The following is a 19351-nucleotide window of genomic DNA, read 5'->3' on the forward strand; positions in this document are numbered from 1 at the left end:
AGGCAATGCCTTTCCGGGGTTGAGAAACGCCACCCTCGCCCATGAGGTCGGAGGGTTTAGTTCACCCTTGTCGCACGTTCTTCATGCGAACCTGCATCCACTTCGCCGACCTGGCCTGACGGAGATTTCGCGCCCATGACGTCCAACGTCCCGTCCAACGCCCTTGCGACCGACGCTGCCTTCAAGGCCCTCGCCACCGCTTGGACCTCCCGCGAGGGACGCATCCTCGACCTGTTCGCGACGCCGGACCGGTTCGAGCGCTTTTCCGTCGCCTATGGCGACTTGCTCATCGACTTCTCCAAGACCGCCATCTGCGATGACATCCTCAAGCAGCTCTTCGACCTCGCCCGCGCCGGGGGGGTGGAGGCGCAGCGCGACGCCATGTTTGCCGGCGACCACATCAACCTCACCGAGGATCGCGCGGTGCTGCACACCGCCTTGCGCGACCAGGCGAGCGAGACCATCCAGGTGGACGGCATCGACGTGAAGCCCGGCGTGGTGGACACGCTGGCGCGCCTTGGCGCGTTCGCCGCGGGCGTGCGCGAGGGCCGCATCGCCGGGGCGAGGGGCGGCGTCATCACCGACGTGGTGAACATCGGCATCGGCGGCTCGGACCTCGGGCCGGCCATGGTGACGCTGGCCCTCGCGCCCTACCACGACGGGCCGCGCTGCCACTTCGTCTCGAACGTGGACAGCGCCCACATCACCGACGTGCTGAAGCGGCTCGACCCCGCCACCACCCTGTTCATCGTGGCCTCCAAGACCTTCACCACGGTGGAGACCATGACCAATGCCGCCACCGCGCGCGCCTTCATCGTGAATGCGCTGGGCGAGGACGCGGTGGGCGCCCATTTCGCCGCCGTCTCCACCGCCCTCGACAAGGTGGGGGCCTTCGGCATCCCGGCCGATCGCATCTTCGGCTTCTGGGACTGGGTGGGCGGTCGCTATTCGGTGTGGTCGGCCATCGGCCTGCCGCTGATGCTGGCCATCGGCCCGGACCGATTCCGCGAATTCCTCGCCGGCGCGGCGGCCATGGACGAGCACTTCTGCTCCGCCCCCCTCGACCAGAACCTGCCGGTGCTGCTCGGCCTCATCGGGCTGTGGCATCGCAACGCCTGCGGCTTCCCGAGCCGCGCCATCATCCCCTACGACCAGCGCCTCGCCCGTCTGCCGGCCTATCTCCAGCAGCTCGACATGGAGAGCAACGGCAAGGGCGTGACGCGGAACGGGCAGCCCGTCGCCCGGCCCACCGGCCCCGTCGTGTGGGGCGAGCCCGGCACCAATGCGCAGCATGCGTTCTTCCAGTTGCTGCACCAGGGCACGGATATCGTGCCGGTGGAATTCCTGATCGGGGCGCAAAGCCACGAGCCGGCATTGAAGGATCATCAGGACCTGCTGGTGGCCAACTGCCTTGCCCAGTCGGAGGCGCTCATGCGCGGGCGCTCGCTGGATGAGGCGACGGCCCAGCTTCAGGCCAAGGGCATGGCCGGGGACAAGGTGGCGGAGATCGCGCCCCATCGCGTCTTCCCCGGCGACCGGCCGTCGGTGACCATCGCTTATGCCACCCTCGATCCATTCACCCTCGGGCGCATCATCGCCCTCTACGAGCACCGGGTGTTCGTGGAAGCGGCGGTGTGGGGCATCAACGCCTTCGACCAGTGGGGCGTGGAACTGGGCAAGGAACTCGCCACCCAGTTGCTGCCGGCGGTGACCGGCGGGGCGCTGCCGGCCAGCGCGTCCGCCTCCACATCCGGCCTGATCGGCCATCTCCAGGCGATCATCGGGCGCTGAGCCCCGACCTTTCGGTCGGTATCTTGTTCTTCTCGTCCGACGACGCATGGGCGATGCTGCTATGCAGCAATGCGGGGGTCCCCCTGCGTATTATGTATACCAAATCGGCCTCGGCCTGCGTTATGAAGAGGTCGATCCCGATGGTGCACCGCACATGTGGGCACGTTCGGGGTGGCACTTGAGGTGCCCGGAGACAAGATGATGAACGTGCTTGAACTGACGGCCTTCGGCCTTTTCGGCATTGTACTTTCGCTCGCGGTTACCGGCTTGAGCGCACAGAAGCCTTACATGACGGTTACTGGCGGCATGGGCATTCCGGTGGAAGACGTCCTGCTGCAGCCGTCCGAGCCGCGCTTTGCCTCCGTGCGCACCGCAGCGAACGGCGCCGTCGAGGTGGCCGTCGCCCCCCGCCACAACTGATGCCAACGGTCCTTGAGCTTGGCTCATGGGCCATTGCTCGAGCCCGCGCGGTATTTAGGCCTCGCCCGCTCGGCATCGGCCCAAGACCGAAGCCGACGGTGTGAAGGCCCCGCGCTGGGGACGCGGAGCCCTGGACGCGGAGCCCTCTGCCGCCTCACGCACGTGCGGACAAAAGAAGGGAGCGGCAAGCCGCTCCCTCAAGTTAGGCCCGGGGTAGGAGGGCCAAAGTGAAGCCCGTGGTGGGGCCGGGTTTCCCCGCCCCCTCCCATCGGACAATCTTCAGCTGACGACCTTGGCGCTGGCGACCTCGACGTTCTCCTTCGCCGCCGCCCCCAACACGAAACGGGCCCGCAGGGGCTTCAGGACGAAGAGCGCCATGAGCGCGGCGACGGCATTGACGCCCGCCGTCAGCATGAACACCAGGTCCCAGTTGCCGAGTTTTGCAACCGCGACCGAGGCCAATGGCACCACCAGCGAGGCGGTGCCCTTCGCGGTGTAGAGCAGGCCCGCGTTGGTGGTGGCATAGCGCGAGCCGAAGGTATCGCCGCACGTCGCCGGGAACAGTGAGTAGATCTCACCCCAAGCGAAGAAGACGAGGCCGGTGAGAATCACGAACGCGATCGGGTCTGCGCCGAACTGGGCCAGAGCCAGCACGCCCACCGCTTCCAGCGAGAAGGCGATGAACATGGTGTTCTCGCGCCCGATATTGTCCGACACCCAGCCGAAGAACGGGCGGGTGACGCCGTTCAGCACCCGGTCGATGGACAAGGCGAAGGTCAGGGCAGGCAAGGTGAGGCCCATGATCGAGACCGGCACGTCGGCGATCTTGAAGTCCTTGGCGATGGAGCCGAGCTGGGCCGTGGCCATCAGGCCGCCCGCCGCCACCAGCACGAACATCAGATACATGACCCAGAACACCGGGGCCTTCAGCATCTCGCCCGGACCATAGCTGCGACGGCTCTGGGTGGTGGAGGTGGTGGCGACGCTGGGAACCTGCCCCGGCTTCGGGCTCATCAGGAAGAGCGACGCCACCAGCACCACGGCCCCCTGGATCAGGCCGAAGAACAGGAAGGTGTGCTCGTAGCCCTGCGCCTTGATCATGGCCGCGATGGGCACGATGGTCAGGGCCGACCCGGCGCCGAAGCCGGCGGCGGTGATGCCCGCGGCAAGGCCGCGGCGATCGGGAAACCACTTCAGCGCCGCACCCACGGCGGTGCCGTAGACCGCGCCGGCGCCGGCGCCGCCGAGGGCCGCCGAGACGTAGAGCATCGCAAGGCTGGAGGCGACCGAGTTGAGCGCCCAGGACAGGGCGCACAGGATGCCGCCGAGAAACACGACCGGCCGCGGTCCGAACTTATCCACGAACCAGCCTTCCACCGGGACCAGCCACGTCTCGAACACGACGAAGATGGTGAAGGCCACCTGGATGGCGGCGCGGCCCCACTGGTGTTTCTCGTTCATCGGTTCGACGAACAGGGTCCAGCCGTACTGGAGGTTGGCGATCATGGACATGCAGACGACGCCGATGGCGAGCTGCATCCACCTTCCGCCCAACGGCCCGCGCACGGGCGTCGAGAGATTCTGCGACATTTCCTTCCCTTTCTCACTGGGGATCATCGAGAGCGATGAACGGCCCGTGACGGTCGCCATTCTTGTCGCGGGCTTTCTTGACGGAGCCCGCTCGCGTACCACGGGGGAAGGTGTATCAAAAATACGGTATACATAATGCGTCTAACGGCTATGTAACCGATACCTACCGGCGCTTTCAGGGATAATCGGGATGAGAAGAGCCGATCTTGCCCGGCATGGCCAAGATTAGATCAAAGACCTCCTCTTCGCTATTGATCACATATGCCCAGCGTAGATGCACATAACGCGGATTTATAACCCGCTATGACAGTGATCGACTTTCAGCATCACAACAAATGCCTCAGCTGACATGCCAGAGCACGCGCCGCCCGGTGCGCCGCGCACTGGGATCTGGCAACGCATCCCGTGTCGGAGGTAGAGCAGCGCACAGACAAAAAAAGCCCCGGCACAAGGCCGGGGCTTGAGGGGCCGCCACTGGGGCGGCGGAGGGACCGCTTCGGTCGCCCCACTCCTGCGCTCGGCACAGGTGGGGCGAAGCCCTGAGGTGCGCGGATCGTCCGGATCCGGATCTGATTATCCGCGCACCCTTGGCTTGGGCTTTCCGATCTGAAACCCGGTCAGCCGGCACCGCAGGCCAACCGGAAATTACTTTGTCTCTTGAAACAGGCCTGGCTGGTCCGACCGGGGCGGGTAGCCGTCCCGGTCGGGTCTCACCCGTCAGGCCGGAACTTCGCGGGCGGCGGACTCAGCTGCCGCCGCCTCGGCATTGAGCCGGTGGTGGCGCGCCAGCATGGGCCGCAGGACGAAGAGCGCCCCGAACGCCGCGGTCAGATCCATGGCAGCCACCGTATAGAGCACGGTGGTCCAGGTGCCCGTCGCCTCCATCAGGATGTTGGCGAGCGGCACCAGCAGGGCGGCGAAGCCCTTGGCCGTGTAGAGCATGCCGTAGATCTTGCCGATGTGCTTGGAGCCGAAGGTATCCGCGGCAGTCGCCGAGAACAGGGAGTAGACTTCACCCCAGGCTAGGAAGACCACGCCCGACAGGATGATGAACGCCCACGGATTGTGGCCGAACGTGCCCAGCGCGACGATGCCGATGCCTTCCATGGCGAAGGCGAAGAACATGGTCTTCTCACGGCCGATATGGTCCGAGATCCAGCCGAAGAAGGGACGCGAGAAGCCGTTCAGGATGCGATCCAGCATCAGGGCGAAAGGCAGCGCCGCCATGGCGAAGAAGTAGAGGTTGACGTTGATGTGCTTCACGCCGAGGTCTTCGGCGATCACGCCCAGCTGCGCCACGGCCATGAGGCCGCCCGACACCGTCAGGACGAACAAGACGAGCATGATGTAGAACACCGGGGTCCGGAGCGCCTCACCCAGGGTGTAGTCGCGCCGGCTCTGGGCCACGATGGACGAATACACCACCTCGGTCTTGGACGGCGCCCGCAGGAAGCCGGCGGCGAGCAGGATCACCGCGCCCTGGATCAGGCCGAAGGTGAAGAAGGTTTCCTGATAGCCGCTCGTCTTGATCATGGCGGCGATGGGCAGGATGGTGAGCACGGTGCCCGAGCCGTAGCCGGCAGCGGTGAGGCCCACGGCCAGGCCGCGGCGATCCGGGAACCACTTCAGCGCGGCGTTCACGCAGGTGGCGTAGACGCAGCCGACACCGATGCCGCCGACAGCCGCCGCCACATAGAGCGCGGTGAGGGATTCGGCATAGGAATTAAGCACCCACGACAGGCCGGTGAACACGCCGCCGACCAGCACCATGACCCGCGGGCCGTATTTGTCGATGAAATAGCCCTCGATGGGCGTCAGCCAGGTCTGCACCACGACGAACACGGTGAAGGCCACCTGCACGGAGGCGCGCGTCCAGCCGCGGGTGGAGACGATTTCCGGAACGAACAACGTCCAGGAATACTGGATGTTTGCCGCCGCCACCATACAGACGATACCGGCGATGAGTTGCAGCCAGCGATTGGTCGCAGGCGCCTTTACTGCTGCTTCAACCATTTTCCTACCCCTTGAGACTCTTTGTTCTTTTTGATGCTGGTAACCGCCCCACCCTCTTTTTGTCCCTCATGGAGCGGCGGATGTTCAAACGGGTGTTTTTATCCCGTCAGACTGCACCGGCGGCACGCATGCCGGCGATCTCTTCGTGGGTGTAGCCGAGCGTGGCCAGCACCTCGTCCGTATGCTCGCCCAGGAGCGGCGCGCGCTCGACGGGGACATGGCTTGCGGACAAATGGATGGGGGATCCAACGGTGACATAGGTGCCGCGCTCGGGATGCGGCACCTCCACCAGGAACCCGCGGTCATAGAGTGCGCGATCCTCCAGGATGTCCTTGGTGGACAGCACCGGGCCGCACGGCACGTCGATGGCCTTCAGGGCGGCCATGACTTCGAACTTGGTGCGCTTCGCGGTCCAGCGCTCGATGATTTCGAAGCATTGGTCGAGCCTTTGGGCCCGCGCCTCGTGCGAGGCGAACTTCACGTCTTCGATGAGGTCCTTGCGACCCACCAGCCGCATCAGCGGCGCCCAGCCCTGGGGCTGGATGATGACGTAGCAATAGTCGTTCTCGCCCCCCGGAGCGCAGCGCAGGGCGGCACCCGGCTGGCCGCCGCCGGAGCAATTGCCCGCCCGCGGCACGCATTCCCCCTCCGGCGCGCCGGGATATTCGGTGAGCGGCCCGGCGCCAAGGCGCTGCTGGTCGCGCAATTTCACGCGCAGAAGGTTCACCACGCAATCCTGCATGGCCACGTCCACCTTCTGGCCTTCACCGCTGATGGTGCGCTGGTAGAGCGCCGCAAGGATGCCGGTCACGCAATGGATGCCTGTGCCGGTATCGCCGATCTGGGCACTGGAAGCGGTGGGCGGGCCGGAGCGCCAGCCGGTGGTGCTCATGGCGCCGCCCATGGCCTGGGCAATGGTCTCATAGGCCTTGGCATCCACACCGGCGCCTTCGGCAAAGCCGCGGATGGAGGCATAGATGAGCCGGGGATTGCGGGCGCGGACGGCCTCGTAGCCGAAGCCCTGCCGATCCAGCACACCGGGGCCGAAATTCTCCACCAGCACGTCGCAGGCGTCGATCAGGCGACCCATGGCCTCCTGGCCCTGCGGCGTCTTGATGTTGATGGTGACGCTCCGCTTGTTGGCGTTCAGCATCGTGAAGTAAAGGCTGTCCACATTGGACTTGTCTCGCAGCTGCGAACGGGTGATGTCCCCGCGCCGCGGCATCTCAACCTTGATGACCTCTGCCCCCAGCCACGCAAGAAGTTGCGTCGCGGATGGGCCGGACTGCACGTGCGTCATGTCCAGGACGCGCACGCCGTCGAGCGCCTTGCCCATGCATCCACTCCCGGATTTCCCTGCCCTGATTGCGGAGCCGCCGGTCTGCGCCGGCTTGCTATTCGCTGGGTTGCCGGCTTGCGCCGGCGCGCCATCTTCTCGATTACCGGCGTTGCCGGCGTGTCTTGTGCGGGTTTGCCAGCTTTGGCCGGCGGGGACTGGACCCTGAGGGCGTGGTCCGCGGTACTCTTGTGTACTGAATTACGTATGCCAGATACAAAATGTAGCACCGTCGTTCGGTCCCCGCAATCCCTTTGCGCAAGGACATCACCTAAGAGCGGCGAGACCTGCTTCCATGCCGGCGCTGACCGGCTCGCGAAGGGCCGCTTCCTCTTCCTTGAGGTAGTGGCGCATGAGATCGGTGGCGCTGATGACACCGACGAGGCTGTGATCCTCGATCACCGGCAGGTGACGCACCTGATGCTCCACCATCAGCCGCAGCACGGTTTCGATGCTGTCGGCCAGAGTGCAGCTGACCACCTCCCGCTTCAGCAGGCTGGCGAGGACCATCTTGGGCGTATTGGCGCCGTGCTCCAGCACTGCGCGGGTGACATCGCGCTCGGAAAAGACTCCGACCACGGTGTTGCCCTCGGTACGACAGACATCCTTGACGATGACGGAGGAGATGTTCTCCCGCTTCATCACCAATACGGCGTCAGCCACAGTTTCATGCATCCGCAAGGTAATGATGCGGGTGTCGCGCTTGGCCCGCAGCATATCGTCCACGGTCTTCATAGGCGTTCTCCCCTGGCTCGAGCGCGCGCCGACGCCTGCAAGGCAAGCGGCTGGGATGGCGCATCGTCGATGACACATTCAGAAACGGATTCACCGACCAGGTCGGTTCGACCTGATCGGACCCGGCCCTGTGTTCGCCGTCATGGGCGGGGCTTGGGCCAAATAGGCCGCCCCGTCTTCTCGGAGAGATGCTGGTATTCAAAATACATTCTGTCAACGCGCAACGCGGCAGGAACCGGCCCATATCTTTGCTGCACCGCAATGCAACTACGCAGCAGGTGCGGCATTGCTTACCACCAGCAATCATGCTGCCATTCGATATGATGTATATGGTGGGCAAAGGCGGGAATCGCGCGGCGCCGGTCCGGCGAACCTGAATCAGCCAGGGGCAAAAGGGTGCGATGACGTACCAGGATATCAATGTGAAGCCGATCGAGACCGAATCGAGCTTCCGCATGAAGGCGTACAAGGCGCTGAAGACGGCCATCATGGAGATGGACATCTACAGCCACCCCGAGGAAATCCGCCTTGAGGAACGCCAGCTCTCCGAACGGCTCGGCGTCTCGCGCACGCCGATTCGCGAGGCCATGACCTTGCTGGAGCAGGAGGGCTTCGTGCGCTCCGTGCCCCGCCGCGGCATCTTCGTGGTGCGCAAGACCAAGCGGGAGGTGATCGAGATGATCACCGTCTGGGCGGCTCTGGAAAGCATGGCCGCGCGACTCGCCTGCGAGCGGGCCAGCGAGGCGGAGATCCGCCTGCTGCGCGAGAATGTGCGCGCCTTCGCCAACCGCGATCCGGAAGAGTATGTCTCGGAATATTCCGAGGCGAACCTTGCCTTCCACAAGCTCATCATCCGCATGTCCGGATGCCAGCTCATCGCCGAGACCACGGAAAACCTGTTTCCCCACATGCGCGGGGTGCGCAAGGTGACCATCGGCCAGGACCACCGCGCCCAGCGCTCCATCGTGGACCACACGAAGATCGTGGAAGCCATCGAGAAGCGCGACCCGGATCTCGCCGAGCGCCTGGTGCGCGAGCACACCATGGGCCTTGCCCGCCACGTCTCCGACCACGGCAACTTCCTGGACTGAGCGGCGGCCACGCACGCAAATAAAACGGCCGGCGCATGCGCCGGCCTTTTTACATGTCCAGGGAAGGCCCCTCAGGCCGCCTTGTGCTTGCCAATCATCTCGACGAAGCGGTCGAAGAGATAGTGACTGTCCTGCGGGCCGGGGCTCGCCTCGGGGTGATACTGCACCGAGAACACCGGCCGGTCGGCCAAAGCGATGCCGGCATTCGACCCGTCGAACAGGGAGACATGGGTCTCCACCACATTCTTTGGCAGGGTCTCGCGATCCACCGCGAAGCCGTGGTTCATGGAGGTGATCTCCACCTTGCCGGTGGTGAGGTCCTTGACCGGATGGTTCGCGCCGTGGTGGCCTTGATGCATCTTCACCGTGCGTCCGCCCACCGCGAGGCCGATCATCTGGTGGCCGAGGCAGATGCCGAAGGTGGGCACGCCGGTCTCGATGATCTTGCGGATCACCGGCACCGCATATTCCCCCGTGGCCGCGGGATCGCCGGGGCCGTTGGAGAGGAACACGCCGTCCGGCTCCAGGGCCAGGATGTCGTCGGCCGAGGCGGTGGCCGGAACCACCGTCACCTTGCAGCCGGCGCGGGCGAGCAGGCGCAGGATGTTGCGTTTCACGCCATAGTCCACCGCCACCACATGGTGGCGCGGCGCGGCCTGGTGGCCGTAGCCCTTTTCCCATTCCCAGGTGGTCTCGTCCCAGCCGAAGCGCTGGGCGGAGGTGACGCCGGGCACGAGGTCCATGCCGATGAGCCCGGGCCAGGCCTGCGCCTGCGCCTTCAGCGCCGCCATGTCGAACACGCCGTCGGCGGCATGGGCGATGACCGCGTTGGGCATGCCCGCCTCGCGGATGAGGGCGGTGAGCGCGCGGGTATCGATACCGGTGATGCCGGGAATGCCGCGCGCCGTCAGCCATTCATTCAGGTGGCGGGTCGCCCGGTAGTTGGAAGGCTCGGTGATGGCGGTGCGCAGCACCACGCCGCGCACGCCCGACGCGGCGGCCATGGACACCGTCTCGATGTCTTCCTCATTGGTCCCCACATTGCCGATGTGCGGGAACGTGAAAGTGATGATCTGGCCTGCATAGGAGGGATCGGTGAGGATCTCCTCATAGCCGGTGATGGCGGTGTTGAAACACACTTCGCCGGCAAGGCAGGCTTGGGCGCCGATACCGAAGCCTTCGAGGACCGTGCCATCCGCGAGGACGAGGACGGCGGTGGGCTTGGGCTCGCTCCAGCCTTCGGCGGAGGGGCGCGCATCCCGGCCTTCGGCCGGAGCGGTCGGGGCGTGGTCTTGTTCGTTGGTCATGGATCGCCTAGATAGAGCCTCGCGCGTCGGGTTTCCAGCGTCCCGCGCGAATTTGTGCGGCGCGGCACCGGAGAGGCGGCGCCAGACCGTCGAGGGACCGGGGAGGACCAAGCCTCCGCAGGCCGGCGTTTGGATGGAGCCGAAAGCGTACAACCGGGTCATTCCAGCCCCGTTGCTCCACCCGGCGCCCCGAAACCGCCAGAGCTTAAACCGCCAGAGCTTCCGCGTTTCCCCCCTTACAAACCATTCTCCCAATCAAGGACGACGTTCCGTGCTTCGTGACGACATCAACACGGCCCTTAAAGAGTCGCTGAAGGCGCAGGACAAGCGCCGCACCGGCACGCTCCGGCTGATCAACGCCGCGCTCAAGGACCGCGACATCGAGCAGCGCGGCCACGGCAAGGACCCCCTCACCGACGACGAGCTGCGCGCCCTGCTGGCCAAGATGGTCAAGCAGCGCGAGGAAAGCGCCAAGATCTACGAGGAGAACGCCCGCCCCGAGCTCGCCGAGCAGGAGCGCGAGGAAATCACCTATATCCAGGCCTTCCTGCCGCAGCAGCTCTCGGAAGCGGACACCCGCGCCGCCATCACGGCGGTGATCGCGGAAATCGAGGCCAAGGGCATCAAGGACATGGGCCGCACCATGGCGGTGCTGAAGGAGCGCCACGCCGGCGCCATCGACTTCGGCAAGGCCTCTGGCTGGGTGAAGGAAGCCCTCACCGCCGCCGGCTGAGGCCGTTCGCCGGCGGGTATGCCCGCCGGCTACCGCCTCCCTTCATGGAAGGCAAACCCGGTCAGCCCCGGCGCTTCCAGATCTCGCCGTCCACGCCCGGCGGCAGGTCCGGCATGTCCGCGGCGATGAAGACCGGCTCCACGCCGGCCTTGCGCTTGGCGAGATAGTCCTGCGCCAGCCGCACCACCGTGCCCGACAGCAGCACGATGGCCACGAGGTTGATGGAGGCCATGAGCCCCATGGAAGCGTCGGCCGCGTTGAACACGGTGGCGACGCTCTGGATCGCGCCCCACACCACCATGGCGAGCACGCCGATGCGCAGGATCACCACCCCGGACACATGGCCGTGGCCGAGGAACACCAGCGCATTCTCCGCATAGGAGTAGTTGCCGATGATGGAGGTGAAGGCGAAGAAGAAGATGGCGATGGCGACAAAATAGCGTCCCAGCCCGCCCACATGCGCCTCCAGCGCCGCCTGGGTGAGCTGCGTGCCGGTGAGCGTCCCCAGTTCCACGCCCGACAGCAGGATGAGCAGCGCGGTGGCGGTGCAGATCACGATGGTGTCGATGAACACGCCCAGCGACTGCACGAAGCCCTGGCTCACGGGGTGGTGCGGATCGGGCGTCGCCACGGCGGCGATGTTGGGCGCACTGCCCATGCCGGCCTCGTTGGAGAACAGGCCGCGCTTCACCCCGTTGAGCATGGCCGCGGCCACCGCTCCCGAGACACCGCCCGCCGCCGGCTCGAGACCGAAGGCGCTGCCGACGATATGGCCGAGCATGGCCGGCACCGCGCCAAGATGGGTGACCAGCGCATAGAGCGCGAGAGCCACATAGGCCAGCGCCATGAATGGCACCACCAGCTCAGCGGTGCGCGCGATGGCGGAGATGCCGCCGAAGATGATGACGCCCGACAGCGCGGCGACGGCCAGCCCGGTCCAAAGCTTGGGGATTTCGAAGGCACCGTGCATGGCATCGGCGATGGAATTGGCCTGCACGGCGTTGAAGACCAGGCCGAAGGAGAGGATGAGGCAGACCGAGAATACCCCGCCGGCCCACGGCGCCTTCAGCCCCCGCGCGATGTAGAAGGCCGGCCCGCCGCGATAGCGCCCTTCGTCGTCCTTCACCTTATAGAGCTGGGCGAGAGTGCTTTCGGCGAAGGCGGTGGCCATGCCGAGGGCCGCCACCACCCACATCCAGAAGATGGCGCCGGGCCCGCCGAGGGTGAGCGCCACGGCGACGCCGGCGATGTTGCCGGTGCCCACCCGCGAGGCGAGCGAGGTGCACAGGGCCTGAAACGGCGTGATCCCGGATTTGTCGGTGACATCCGACCGCAGCACGGAGCGCAGCATCTCCGGAAAATGCAGGATCTGGATGAGGCGCAGGCGGAAGGTGAAATACACGCCCACCGCCAGCAGGCCGTAGATGAGGATGTAGCCCCAGAAGACCGTGTTCAGGAAATCGATCAGTGCGTCCATTGCGCCCGAGCCCCGTGCAACGCCACCGTGCACCGGTCAAGCTAGAGCAATTTCAGCAAAAGTGCGAAGCGGTTTTGCGTCCGCAATTGCGATGAAACAAAGGTCTAGAGCATGTTCGGCGAACCGGTGATTGCCGAACATGCTCAAGAGCATTTTCGAGCGAAGTGGATACCGGTTCGCGTAAAGAAAATGCGTAAACTCAATGACCTAGAGCATTTCCACGATTCAGTGAAACGGGGAAATGCTCTAGCGGCGGGTCGCCCCGGGGTCCATCGGGATCGGCAGCGGAACGTGCCGCTCCGCCACGTCATCCCGTGATGTGGATAACGAGGATTTGCCTGTCCGGTTGCAGTCTTGTTCAGCCCGCCGAACACGCAGCGCTTTACAAGCGAGGGTCCTCCTCCCACTGTTACAGGCCGTGTCCTGCAGCGCCCGCGATGGGCCTCGGCGGCCCTGCGCGCCATAGCCGCCAGACCACGCCTACGAAACCACGAAGACGACACCTCGAAGACGACCCAACAGACGAGGCACCGATCAGGCCATATGCGCTTTTCGCCCGCCTTCCTCGACGAGATCCGTGCCCGCCTTCCCGTGTCGGAGGTGGTGGGACGCCGCGTCAAGCTGAAGAAGCAGGGGCGCGAGTTCGCCGGCCTCTCCCCCTTCAATGCCGAGAAGACGCCGTCCTTCTTCGTCAACGACCAGAAGGGCTTCTACCACTGCTTCTCGTCCGGCAAGCACGGCGACGTGTTCGACTTCCTGATGGAGACGGAGGGCCTGCCCTTCGGCGAGGCGGTGGAGCGGCTTGCCGCCATGGCCGGCCTCCCCCTGCCGCAGGAGACCCCGGAAGCCGCCGCCAAGGAGCGGCGCCGGCACACCCTGTTCGAGGTCATGGCGCTGGCCGCCCGGCATTTCGAGGAGACGCTGCAATCGCGCCTCGGCGCCAAGGCCCGCGGCTACCTGGCCGACCGGGAACTGGGCGCCGCCACCCAGAAGCGATTCGGCCTCGGCTATGCCGCCGGTGAGCGCTTCCGCCTGAAGGAGGCGCTGGGCAAGGCCGGCGTGCCGGTGGACGACATGGTGGAAGCCGGCCTGCTGATCGCCGGCGACGACATCCCCGTGCCCTATGACCGCTTCCGCGACCGGGTCATGTTCCCCATCACCGATCTCAAGGGCCGCATCGTCGGCTTCGGCGGGCGGGCGCTGGAGAAGGACGTCCCGGCAAAATACCTCAATTCGCCCGAGACGCCGCTCTTCCACAAGGGATCGCTGCTTTATAACGGGGCCGCCGCCCGCACCGCCGCCCAGTCGGGCGCGCGGGTGATCGCGGTGGAAGGCTATGTGGATGTGATCGCCATGGCCGAGGCCGGCTTCGACGCCACCGTGGCGCCGCTGGGCACGGCGCTGACCGAGGAGCAATTGCAATTGCTCTGGCGCATGTCGGAAGAGCCGCTGCTGCTGTTCGACGGCGACAAGGCCGGACGGCGCGCCGCCCATCGCGCCATCGACCTCGCCTTGCCGCACCTGAAGGCGGGCCGCAGCCTCGCCTTCGCCACCCTGCCGGACGGCCAGGACCCCGACGACCTCATCCGCCGCTCCGGCCGCGAGGCCATGGAGGGCGTGCTGGCCCAGGCGCGGCCATTGGTGGCGGAACTGTGGGCGCGCGAGAGCGAGAGCGCCACTCTGGACACGCCGGAGCGCCGCGCGGGCCTCGAGGCGCGCCTCGGCGAGGTGGTCTCCGCCATCGCCGACGAGACGGTGCGCAAGCACTACCGACAGGAATTGCTCGGCCGCTTCAACGCCCTCGTCTCCCCGCAGGATCGCGCGCCGGCCAGGGCCCGGCGCGAGGGCTGGAAGGACGGCTGGCAGCCATCCGGCGGCCGCCGCGGCGCGCCCTTGCCCCCGCCGCTGGTGCCGCGCGGCACCGAGATCGCCCGCAGCGCGCTGGTGCGCGGCCCCATGGCCGCCCTGCCCCGCAACGAGGCGTTATTGCTGTTCTGCCTCATAAATCACACTTTCCTGCTGGACGAGGCGGATGAGGACGTGGCAAGCCTGCCGCTGGCCAACCCGGAGGCGGATCGCCTGCGCCGCATCCTGATCGACGCCCACCTCGAAGGTGCCGATGCCGAGTCCCTGGCGGAGCGCCTGGGGCAGGCGGACATCGACGCCCTGACGCGCCGGGTGAAGGCATTCGCCAACCCCCGGCACGACTGGCCGGCATATCCCGATACCGCCCAGAGCGATGTCCGGCTCTGGTGGCATCAGCGCACGGCCTTGCATCGCAAGGCCCACGCGCTATCTAGAGAGCTAAAGGAGGCCGAGCGCACCCTGGGGGAGGACCCCAGTGAAGCCAATTTTGCCTGGCTTCGGGACGTCCGCGAGCGCCTTTCGGCGCTGGACGGGACCGAGGCACTGGTGGAAGGCTTTGGTGCGTCATCCGGCCGGAGTGCCGTGCGCTCCCTTTGAACCGGCCGTGGTCCTGGAACGGGTTTTCCGGGAACCGGTGGGGTACAAAGGTGGTTTACGGCACTCTTTCTCGCCATCCGGTCGTCGGCCCCCATGGTGGCCATGCCGGTGAGCGAATTGGAATGAAAGGGAGCCTAACGCATCAACCATAGGGGTTGGAAGTGCGTTCAGGCTGGTTTAACGGGATGGCGTCAAAAAAGCCGCTCCCGGGCGCAAAGGCAAAAGGTGGCACGGCCGAAGCGCCGCGCCGCCGTTCTGCTGTTGGCAGTCAGCAGGATCCGCAGGAGAAGTCCATGGCGAAGCAGTCTTCCGAAGCGACCGAGGCTCCCGAGAAGGAGACCGACGCGCCCGACGGGCCGTTGCTCGACCTCTCCGACGCCGCCGTCCGGAAGATGATCAAGAATGCCAAGCGTCGGGGCTATGTGACCTACGAGCAGCTCAACGAGGTGATGCCTTCCGAGGAAGTCACCTCCGAGCAGATCGAGGACACCCTCGCCATGCTCAACGACATGGGCATCAACGTCATCGAGGCCGAGGAAGCCGAGGCCGAGGAGGGCACTGAGGAAACCGAGGCGGCCGAGGAGCCCGAGGAGGCCGAGGGCGGCGAACTCACCGAGCCCGCCCCGCGCGCCGTCGCGCGCTCCGAGACCAAGTCCGAGCCGGCCGAGCGCACCGACGATCCGGTGCGCATGTACCTGCGCGAAATGGGCTCGGTGGAGCTGCTCTCCCGCGAGGGCGAAATCGCCATCGCCAAGCGCATCGAGGCCGGCCGCGAGGCCATGATCGCCGGCCTGTGCGAGAGCCCGCTGACGTTCCAGGCCATCATCATCTGGCGCGACGAGCTCACCGAAGGCCGCGTGCTGCTGCGCGACATCATCGACCTGGAGGCCACCTACGCCGGCCCCGAGGGCAAGAACCCGCCCGCAGCCCTGGGCGAGGAGGCCGCCCTGGCCCCCGAAGCGGGGGAAGACGGGCTTTTGGGCGACGCGCCCGGTCCCGAGGGCGACGACGACGACATGGAAAATTCCATGTCGCTCGCCGCCATGGAAGCGGAGATCAAGCCGAAGGTGCTGGAAACCTTCGACCGCATCGCCTCCTCCTACACCAAGCTGCGGCGCCTTCAGGACCAGAACGTCGAATCCAAGCTGAAGAACGAGACGCTCTCGCCGGCGCAGGAGCGCAAGGCGAAGAAGCTGAAGGAAGACCTCGTCGGCGACGTGAAGAGCCTGTCCCTCAACCAGGCCCGCATCGACGCCCTGGTGGAGCAGCTCTACGAGATCAACAAGCGTCTCGTCGGGCTGGAGGGGCGCCTGCTGCGCCTCGCCGACAGCTATGGCGTGACCCGCGACGACTTCCTGAAGAACTACATGGGCGCGGAGCTGGACCCCAAGTGGGTGCTGCGCGTGTCCAAGCTCGGCACCAAGGGCTGGAAGGGCTTCGTCGGCCACGAGAAGGATACCATCCACGAGATCCGCGGCGACATCCACGCGCTGGCCACGGAGACCGGGCTGGAGATCGCCGAGTTCCGCAAGATCGTGCAGATGGTGCAGAAGGGCGAGAAGGAAGCCCGCCAGGCCAAGAAGGAAATGGTGGAGGCCAACCTGCGCCTCGTCATCTCCATCGCCAAGAAGTACACCAACCGCGGCCTGCAGTTCCTGGACCTGATCCAGGAGGGCAACATCGGCCTGATGAAGGCGGTGGACAAGTTCGAGTACCGGCGCGGCTACAAGTTCTCCACCTATGCCACCTGGTGGATCCGGCAGGCCATCACAAGGTCCATCGCCGACCAGGCGCGGACCATCCGCATCCCCGTGCACATGATCGAGACCATCAACAAGATCGTGCGCACGAGCCGGCAGATGCTGCACGAGATCGGCCGCGAACCCACCCCTGAGGAGCTGGCCGAGAAGCTCGGCATGCCCCTTGAGAAGGTGCGCAAGGTGCTGAAGATCGCCAAGGAGCCCATCTCCCTCGAAACGCCCATCGGCGACGAGGAGGATTCGCACCTCGGCGACTTCATCGAGGACAAGAACGCCATCCTGCCCATCGACGCGGCGATCCAGAGCAATCTTCGCGAAACCACGACGCGTGTGCTCGCGTCGTTGACCCCGCGCGAGGAACGCGTCCTGCGCATGCGCTTCGGCATCGGCATGAACACCGACCACACGCTGGAAGAAGTGGGCCAGCAGTTCTCGGTGACCCGCGAGCGTATTCGCCAGATCGAGGCGAAGGCGCTGCGCAAGCTCAAGCACCCCTCGCGCTCGCGCAAGCTGCGGTCGTTCCTCGACAATTGAGCGGGCGGTAATCCCAGTCGGAAAAGGCGGCCTAAACAGGCCGCCTTTTCTTTTGCCGCTTTTGCTATCAGCCTGCCGGCGCCAGCAAAGCCTGCCTCAGCTGCTCTCGCGCTCCACCAGTTCAAAGCCCAGATCGATGGCCGGCTCGGCACGGCACTCCCCCTCCATGAGATCCACGAGCCGGCGCGCTGCCGCCTCGCCCACCCTGGCTCGCGGGGTGCGGATGGAGGTGAGGCGCGGGGCCATGTGGGCCGACAGCGGCAGGTCGTTGAAGCCGACCACGGCGACCCGGCCGGGAATGGGGATCTGCCGTCGCGTCGCCTCGAAGATGGCACCCTGCGCGAGGTCGTCGTTGCAAAAGAAGATGCCGTCGATGTCGGGATAGGCCTCCAGCAGGCGCACGAACAATTCGCCGCCGAGGACGACCGATGAGGGTTCAGGCACCGAGAGCCACACCGGGGGCCGCACCTCCCGTTCCGACGCCAGCACCCGCTGGAAGCCGAGCCCGCGTTCGAGGGCGCGCGGATCGAGCTGGGCGGCCACATAGGCAAGATGGCGCCTGCCCCGCGCCAGCAGGTGACGCGCCACCGCCGCGCCGGACTCCTCCTGCGAGAAGCCGACGCTGTGAAGCCCCGCCTCCCGGCTCAGCTCCATCATGTAGACAACGGGGATGCCGCTCGCCTTCAGCAGGCTGCGCGTGGCCGGCGTCTGCTCCAGGCCGGTCAGCAGGATGCCGCGGGGCTGGTAGGCGAGATAGTTGCGGACAAGCTTTTCCTCCTCCTCCGGCGAATAGTGGAAATTGCCGATCAGCACCTCCAGGCCCCGCGGCATGAGCACGTCGTGGATTGCCTCCAGCGTGTCGATGAAGAGCAGGTTGGAGAGGGAGGGAATGAGCACCGCCACCGCATCGCTGTGGGCGGAGGCGAGGGTGCGTGCGGCGGGATTAGCCACGTAGTTCAGCGCCGCCGCGGCCTCCCGCACCCGCTTTGCCAGATCGGGATCCACACTCGCAACGCCGCGCAGCGCCCGCGAGGCGGTGATCGGCGAGACGCCGGCGATCCGGGCCAGCTCCGCAAGGGTGGGACGGCCGCTGGCGCGCGACCCGCGGGAGGAGCCACCGGACGATCCACTCGAAGACCGTTGGGACATGGACGCGTTTTTCCGCTTGATAGCCGCCGCCGACAGCGGCATAAGATAACGCTATCTTGACGGCATCAAGCAAGAAAATTGCGCGCTCCACAGTAACGGAAGCGCGATTCCTTTTGAGAGTTAGGGACATGCCCGATTTGAGGTCAATAGCCCGTCGGCGCATGGCTGGTCTGTTTGGGGCCGGCAAAGATAGCGCTATCTCCAAGCGGTCGCGCGACACGCCCAGAAGGCACGGGGGGAGACTGAGATGGGCGATACGATTGCAGCCCTGGTGGTCATGGGTGTTTCGGGCTGTGGCAAGAGCAGCGTCGGCGCGGCCGTGGCCGAGTTGGCCGGCGCGCGCCTGATCGAAGGCGACAGCTTCCATCCCGCAAGCAACATCGCCAAGATGTCGGCCGGCGTTCCCCTCGACGACGACGACCGCGCCGGATGGCTGGCGCGCCTTGGCGACGAGATGGGGCGGACCATCGGCGCGGGCGCGACGCCCGTTCTCACCTGCTCGGCGCTGAAGCTGAAATATCGCGACGCCCTGCGGGCGGCGGTCCCTGGCCTCGGCTTCGTCTTCCTTGACCTGACCCGCGAGATGGCCGCCCGCCGGGTGGCCGAGCGGCCCGGTCATTTCATGCCGGCCAGCCTGATCGACAGCCAGTTCGCGGCGCTAGAGCGCCCCTCGGCCGAGGCCTTGACCCTCACCCTCGACGCCACGCTCCCCCTGTCCGAGATGGCCGCCCAGGTGGTCGCATGGTGGCGCGACTCGGCGGCGCCGGCCACGGACGCGCGGCAAGGCTCAGGCCCCACTCTTCGTCAGACTGTCTAACTCCCTTCCCCCTCCATCCGCCCAAGTCCGGGATTGCTGGCGCACGCCATGTCTCGGACTTCAAAGATAGCGCTATCTCACCCGGTGTCATCGGCGCGTTCTCGCCTTCCGGCCATGCCGGCGGGGTGACCGGAC

14 protein-coding genes are annotated in these 19351 nt (G+C 66.1%); 7 read left to right on the top strand and 7 right to left on the bottom strand.

Going from position 1 to position 19351, the window contains the following annotated elements; genetic code table 11:
• The first annotated feature begins 135 nt into the window (after positions 1 to 135).
• A complete protein-coding gene (pgi, locus tag V5F48_RS16665) occupies positions 136 to 1791 on the top strand; it encodes a glucose-6-phosphate isomerase (RefSeq protein ID WP_394259606.1) in 1656 nt (551 codons plus the stop codon).
• 198 nt (positions 1792 to 1989) lie between these two features.
• Positions 1990 to 2211 carry a hypothetical protein gene (locus V5F48_RS16670; protein WP_394259607.1) on the top strand — a complete coding sequence of 74 codons (222 nt, stop codon included), beginning with the start codon at positions 1990 to 1992 and terminating at the stop codon, positions 2209 to 2211.
• Positions 2212 to 2490: 279 nt separating this feature from the next.
• Here the strand turns inward: V5F48_RS16670 and oxlT (V5F48_RS16675) are convergent, their stop codons facing one another.
• From oxlT (V5F48_RS16675) to V5F48_RS16690, 4 genes are all read right to left on the bottom strand, one after another.
• Positions 2491 to 3801, bottom strand: a complete 1311-nt coding sequence (gene oxlT / locus V5F48_RS16675; protein ID WP_394259608.1) for an oxalate/formate MFS antiporter — start codon at positions 3799 to 3801, stop codon at positions 2491 to 2493.
• A gap of 717 nt (positions 3802 to 4518) precedes the next feature.
• A complete protein-coding gene (gene oxlT / locus V5F48_RS16680; RefSeq protein WP_394259609.1) occupies positions 4519 to 5814 on the bottom strand; it encodes an oxalate/formate MFS antiporter in 1296 nt (431 codons plus the stop codon).
• A 106-nt stretch (positions 5815 to 5920) separates the two neighbouring features.
• Positions 5921 to 7150, bottom strand: coding sequence for a formyl-CoA transferase (gene frc, locus V5F48_RS16685; protein ID WP_394108516.1), 1230 nt, complete (start codon positions 7148 to 7150; stop codon positions 5921 to 5923).
• 267 nt (positions 7151 to 7417) lie between these two features.
• Complete coding sequence (locus tag V5F48_RS16690; RefSeq protein WP_394259610.1) at positions 7418 to 7885, bottom strand: CBS domain-containing protein; 468 nt, start codon at positions 7883 to 7885, stop codon at positions 7418 to 7420.
• 401 nt (positions 7886 to 8286) lie between these two features.
• Between V5F48_RS16690 and V5F48_RS16695 the strand changes: the two genes are divergently transcribed.
• Positions 8287 to 8976 (top strand): GntR family transcriptional regulator, encoded by a 690-nt coding sequence (locus tag V5F48_RS16695; protein ID WP_394108518.1) that lies wholly within the window; start codon positions 8287 to 8289, stop codon positions 8974 to 8976.
• 71 nt (positions 8977 to 9047) lie between these two features.
• Here the strand turns inward: V5F48_RS16695 and carA are convergent, their stop codons facing one another.
• On the bottom strand, positions 9048 to 10283 hold the full coding sequence (gene carA / locus V5F48_RS16700; protein ID WP_394259611.1) for a glutamine-hydrolyzing carbamoyl-phosphate synthase small subunit: 1236 nt from the start codon (positions 10281 to 10283) through the stop codon (positions 9048 to 9050).
• A 271-nt stretch (positions 10284 to 10554) separates the two neighbouring features.
• On the opposite strand from carA, the gene V5F48_RS16705 reads away from it, so the two are divergent.
• On the top strand, positions 10555 to 11016 hold the full coding sequence (locus V5F48_RS16705; RefSeq protein WP_394108520.1) for a GatB/YqeY domain-containing protein: 462 nt from the start codon (positions 10555 to 10557) through the stop codon (positions 11014 to 11016).
• A 61-nt stretch (positions 11017 to 11077) separates the two neighbouring features.
• Here the strand turns inward: V5F48_RS16705 and V5F48_RS16710 are convergent, their stop codons facing one another.
• Positions 11078 to 12493, bottom strand: coding sequence for an alanine/glycine:cation symporter family protein (locus V5F48_RS16710; RefSeq protein WP_394259612.1), 1416 nt, complete (start codon positions 12491 to 12493; stop codon positions 11078 to 11080).
• 543 nt (positions 12494 to 13036) lie between these two features.
• On the opposite strand from V5F48_RS16710, the gene dnaG reads away from it, so the two are divergent.
• Together dnaG and rpoD are read left to right on the top strand one after the other, a co-directional pair.
• Positions 13037 to 14956, top strand: coding sequence for a DNA primase (dnaG, locus tag V5F48_RS16715; RefSeq protein WP_394259613.1), 1920 nt, complete (start codon positions 13037 to 13039; stop codon positions 14954 to 14956).
• A 293-nt stretch (positions 14957 to 15249) separates the two neighbouring features.
• The gene (gene rpoD, locus V5F48_RS16720; protein WP_394108523.1) at positions 15250 to 17250 is read left to right on the top strand and encodes an RNA polymerase sigma factor RpoD; all 2001 of its coding nucleotides are present in this window, start codon (positions 15250 to 15252) and stop codon (positions 17248 to 17250) included.
• Between the two features lie 96 nt (positions 17251 to 17346).
• Here the strand turns inward: rpoD and gntR are convergent, their stop codons facing one another.
• Complete coding sequence (gene gntR, locus V5F48_RS16725; RefSeq protein ID WP_394259614.1) at positions 17347 to 18399, bottom strand: HTH-type transcriptional regulator GntR; 1053 nt, start codon at positions 18397 to 18399, stop codon at positions 17347 to 17349.
• A gap of 247 nt (positions 18400 to 18646) precedes the next feature.
• On the opposite strand from gntR, the gene V5F48_RS16730 reads away from it, so the two are divergent.
• Positions 18647 to 19216 carry a gluconokinase gene (locus V5F48_RS16730; RefSeq protein ID WP_394259615.1) on the top strand — a complete coding sequence of 190 codons (570 nt, stop codon included), beginning with the start codon at positions 18647 to 18649 and terminating at the stop codon, positions 19214 to 19216.
• Positions 19217 to 19351 lie beyond the last annotated feature (135 nt).

It is taken from the genome of Xanthobacter autotrophicus ATCC 700552 (assembly GCF_043194565.1).
Taxonomy (GTDB): domain Bacteria; phylum Pseudomonadota; class Alphaproteobacteria; order Rhizobiales; family Xanthobacteraceae; genus Xanthobacter; species Xanthobacter autotrophicus_F.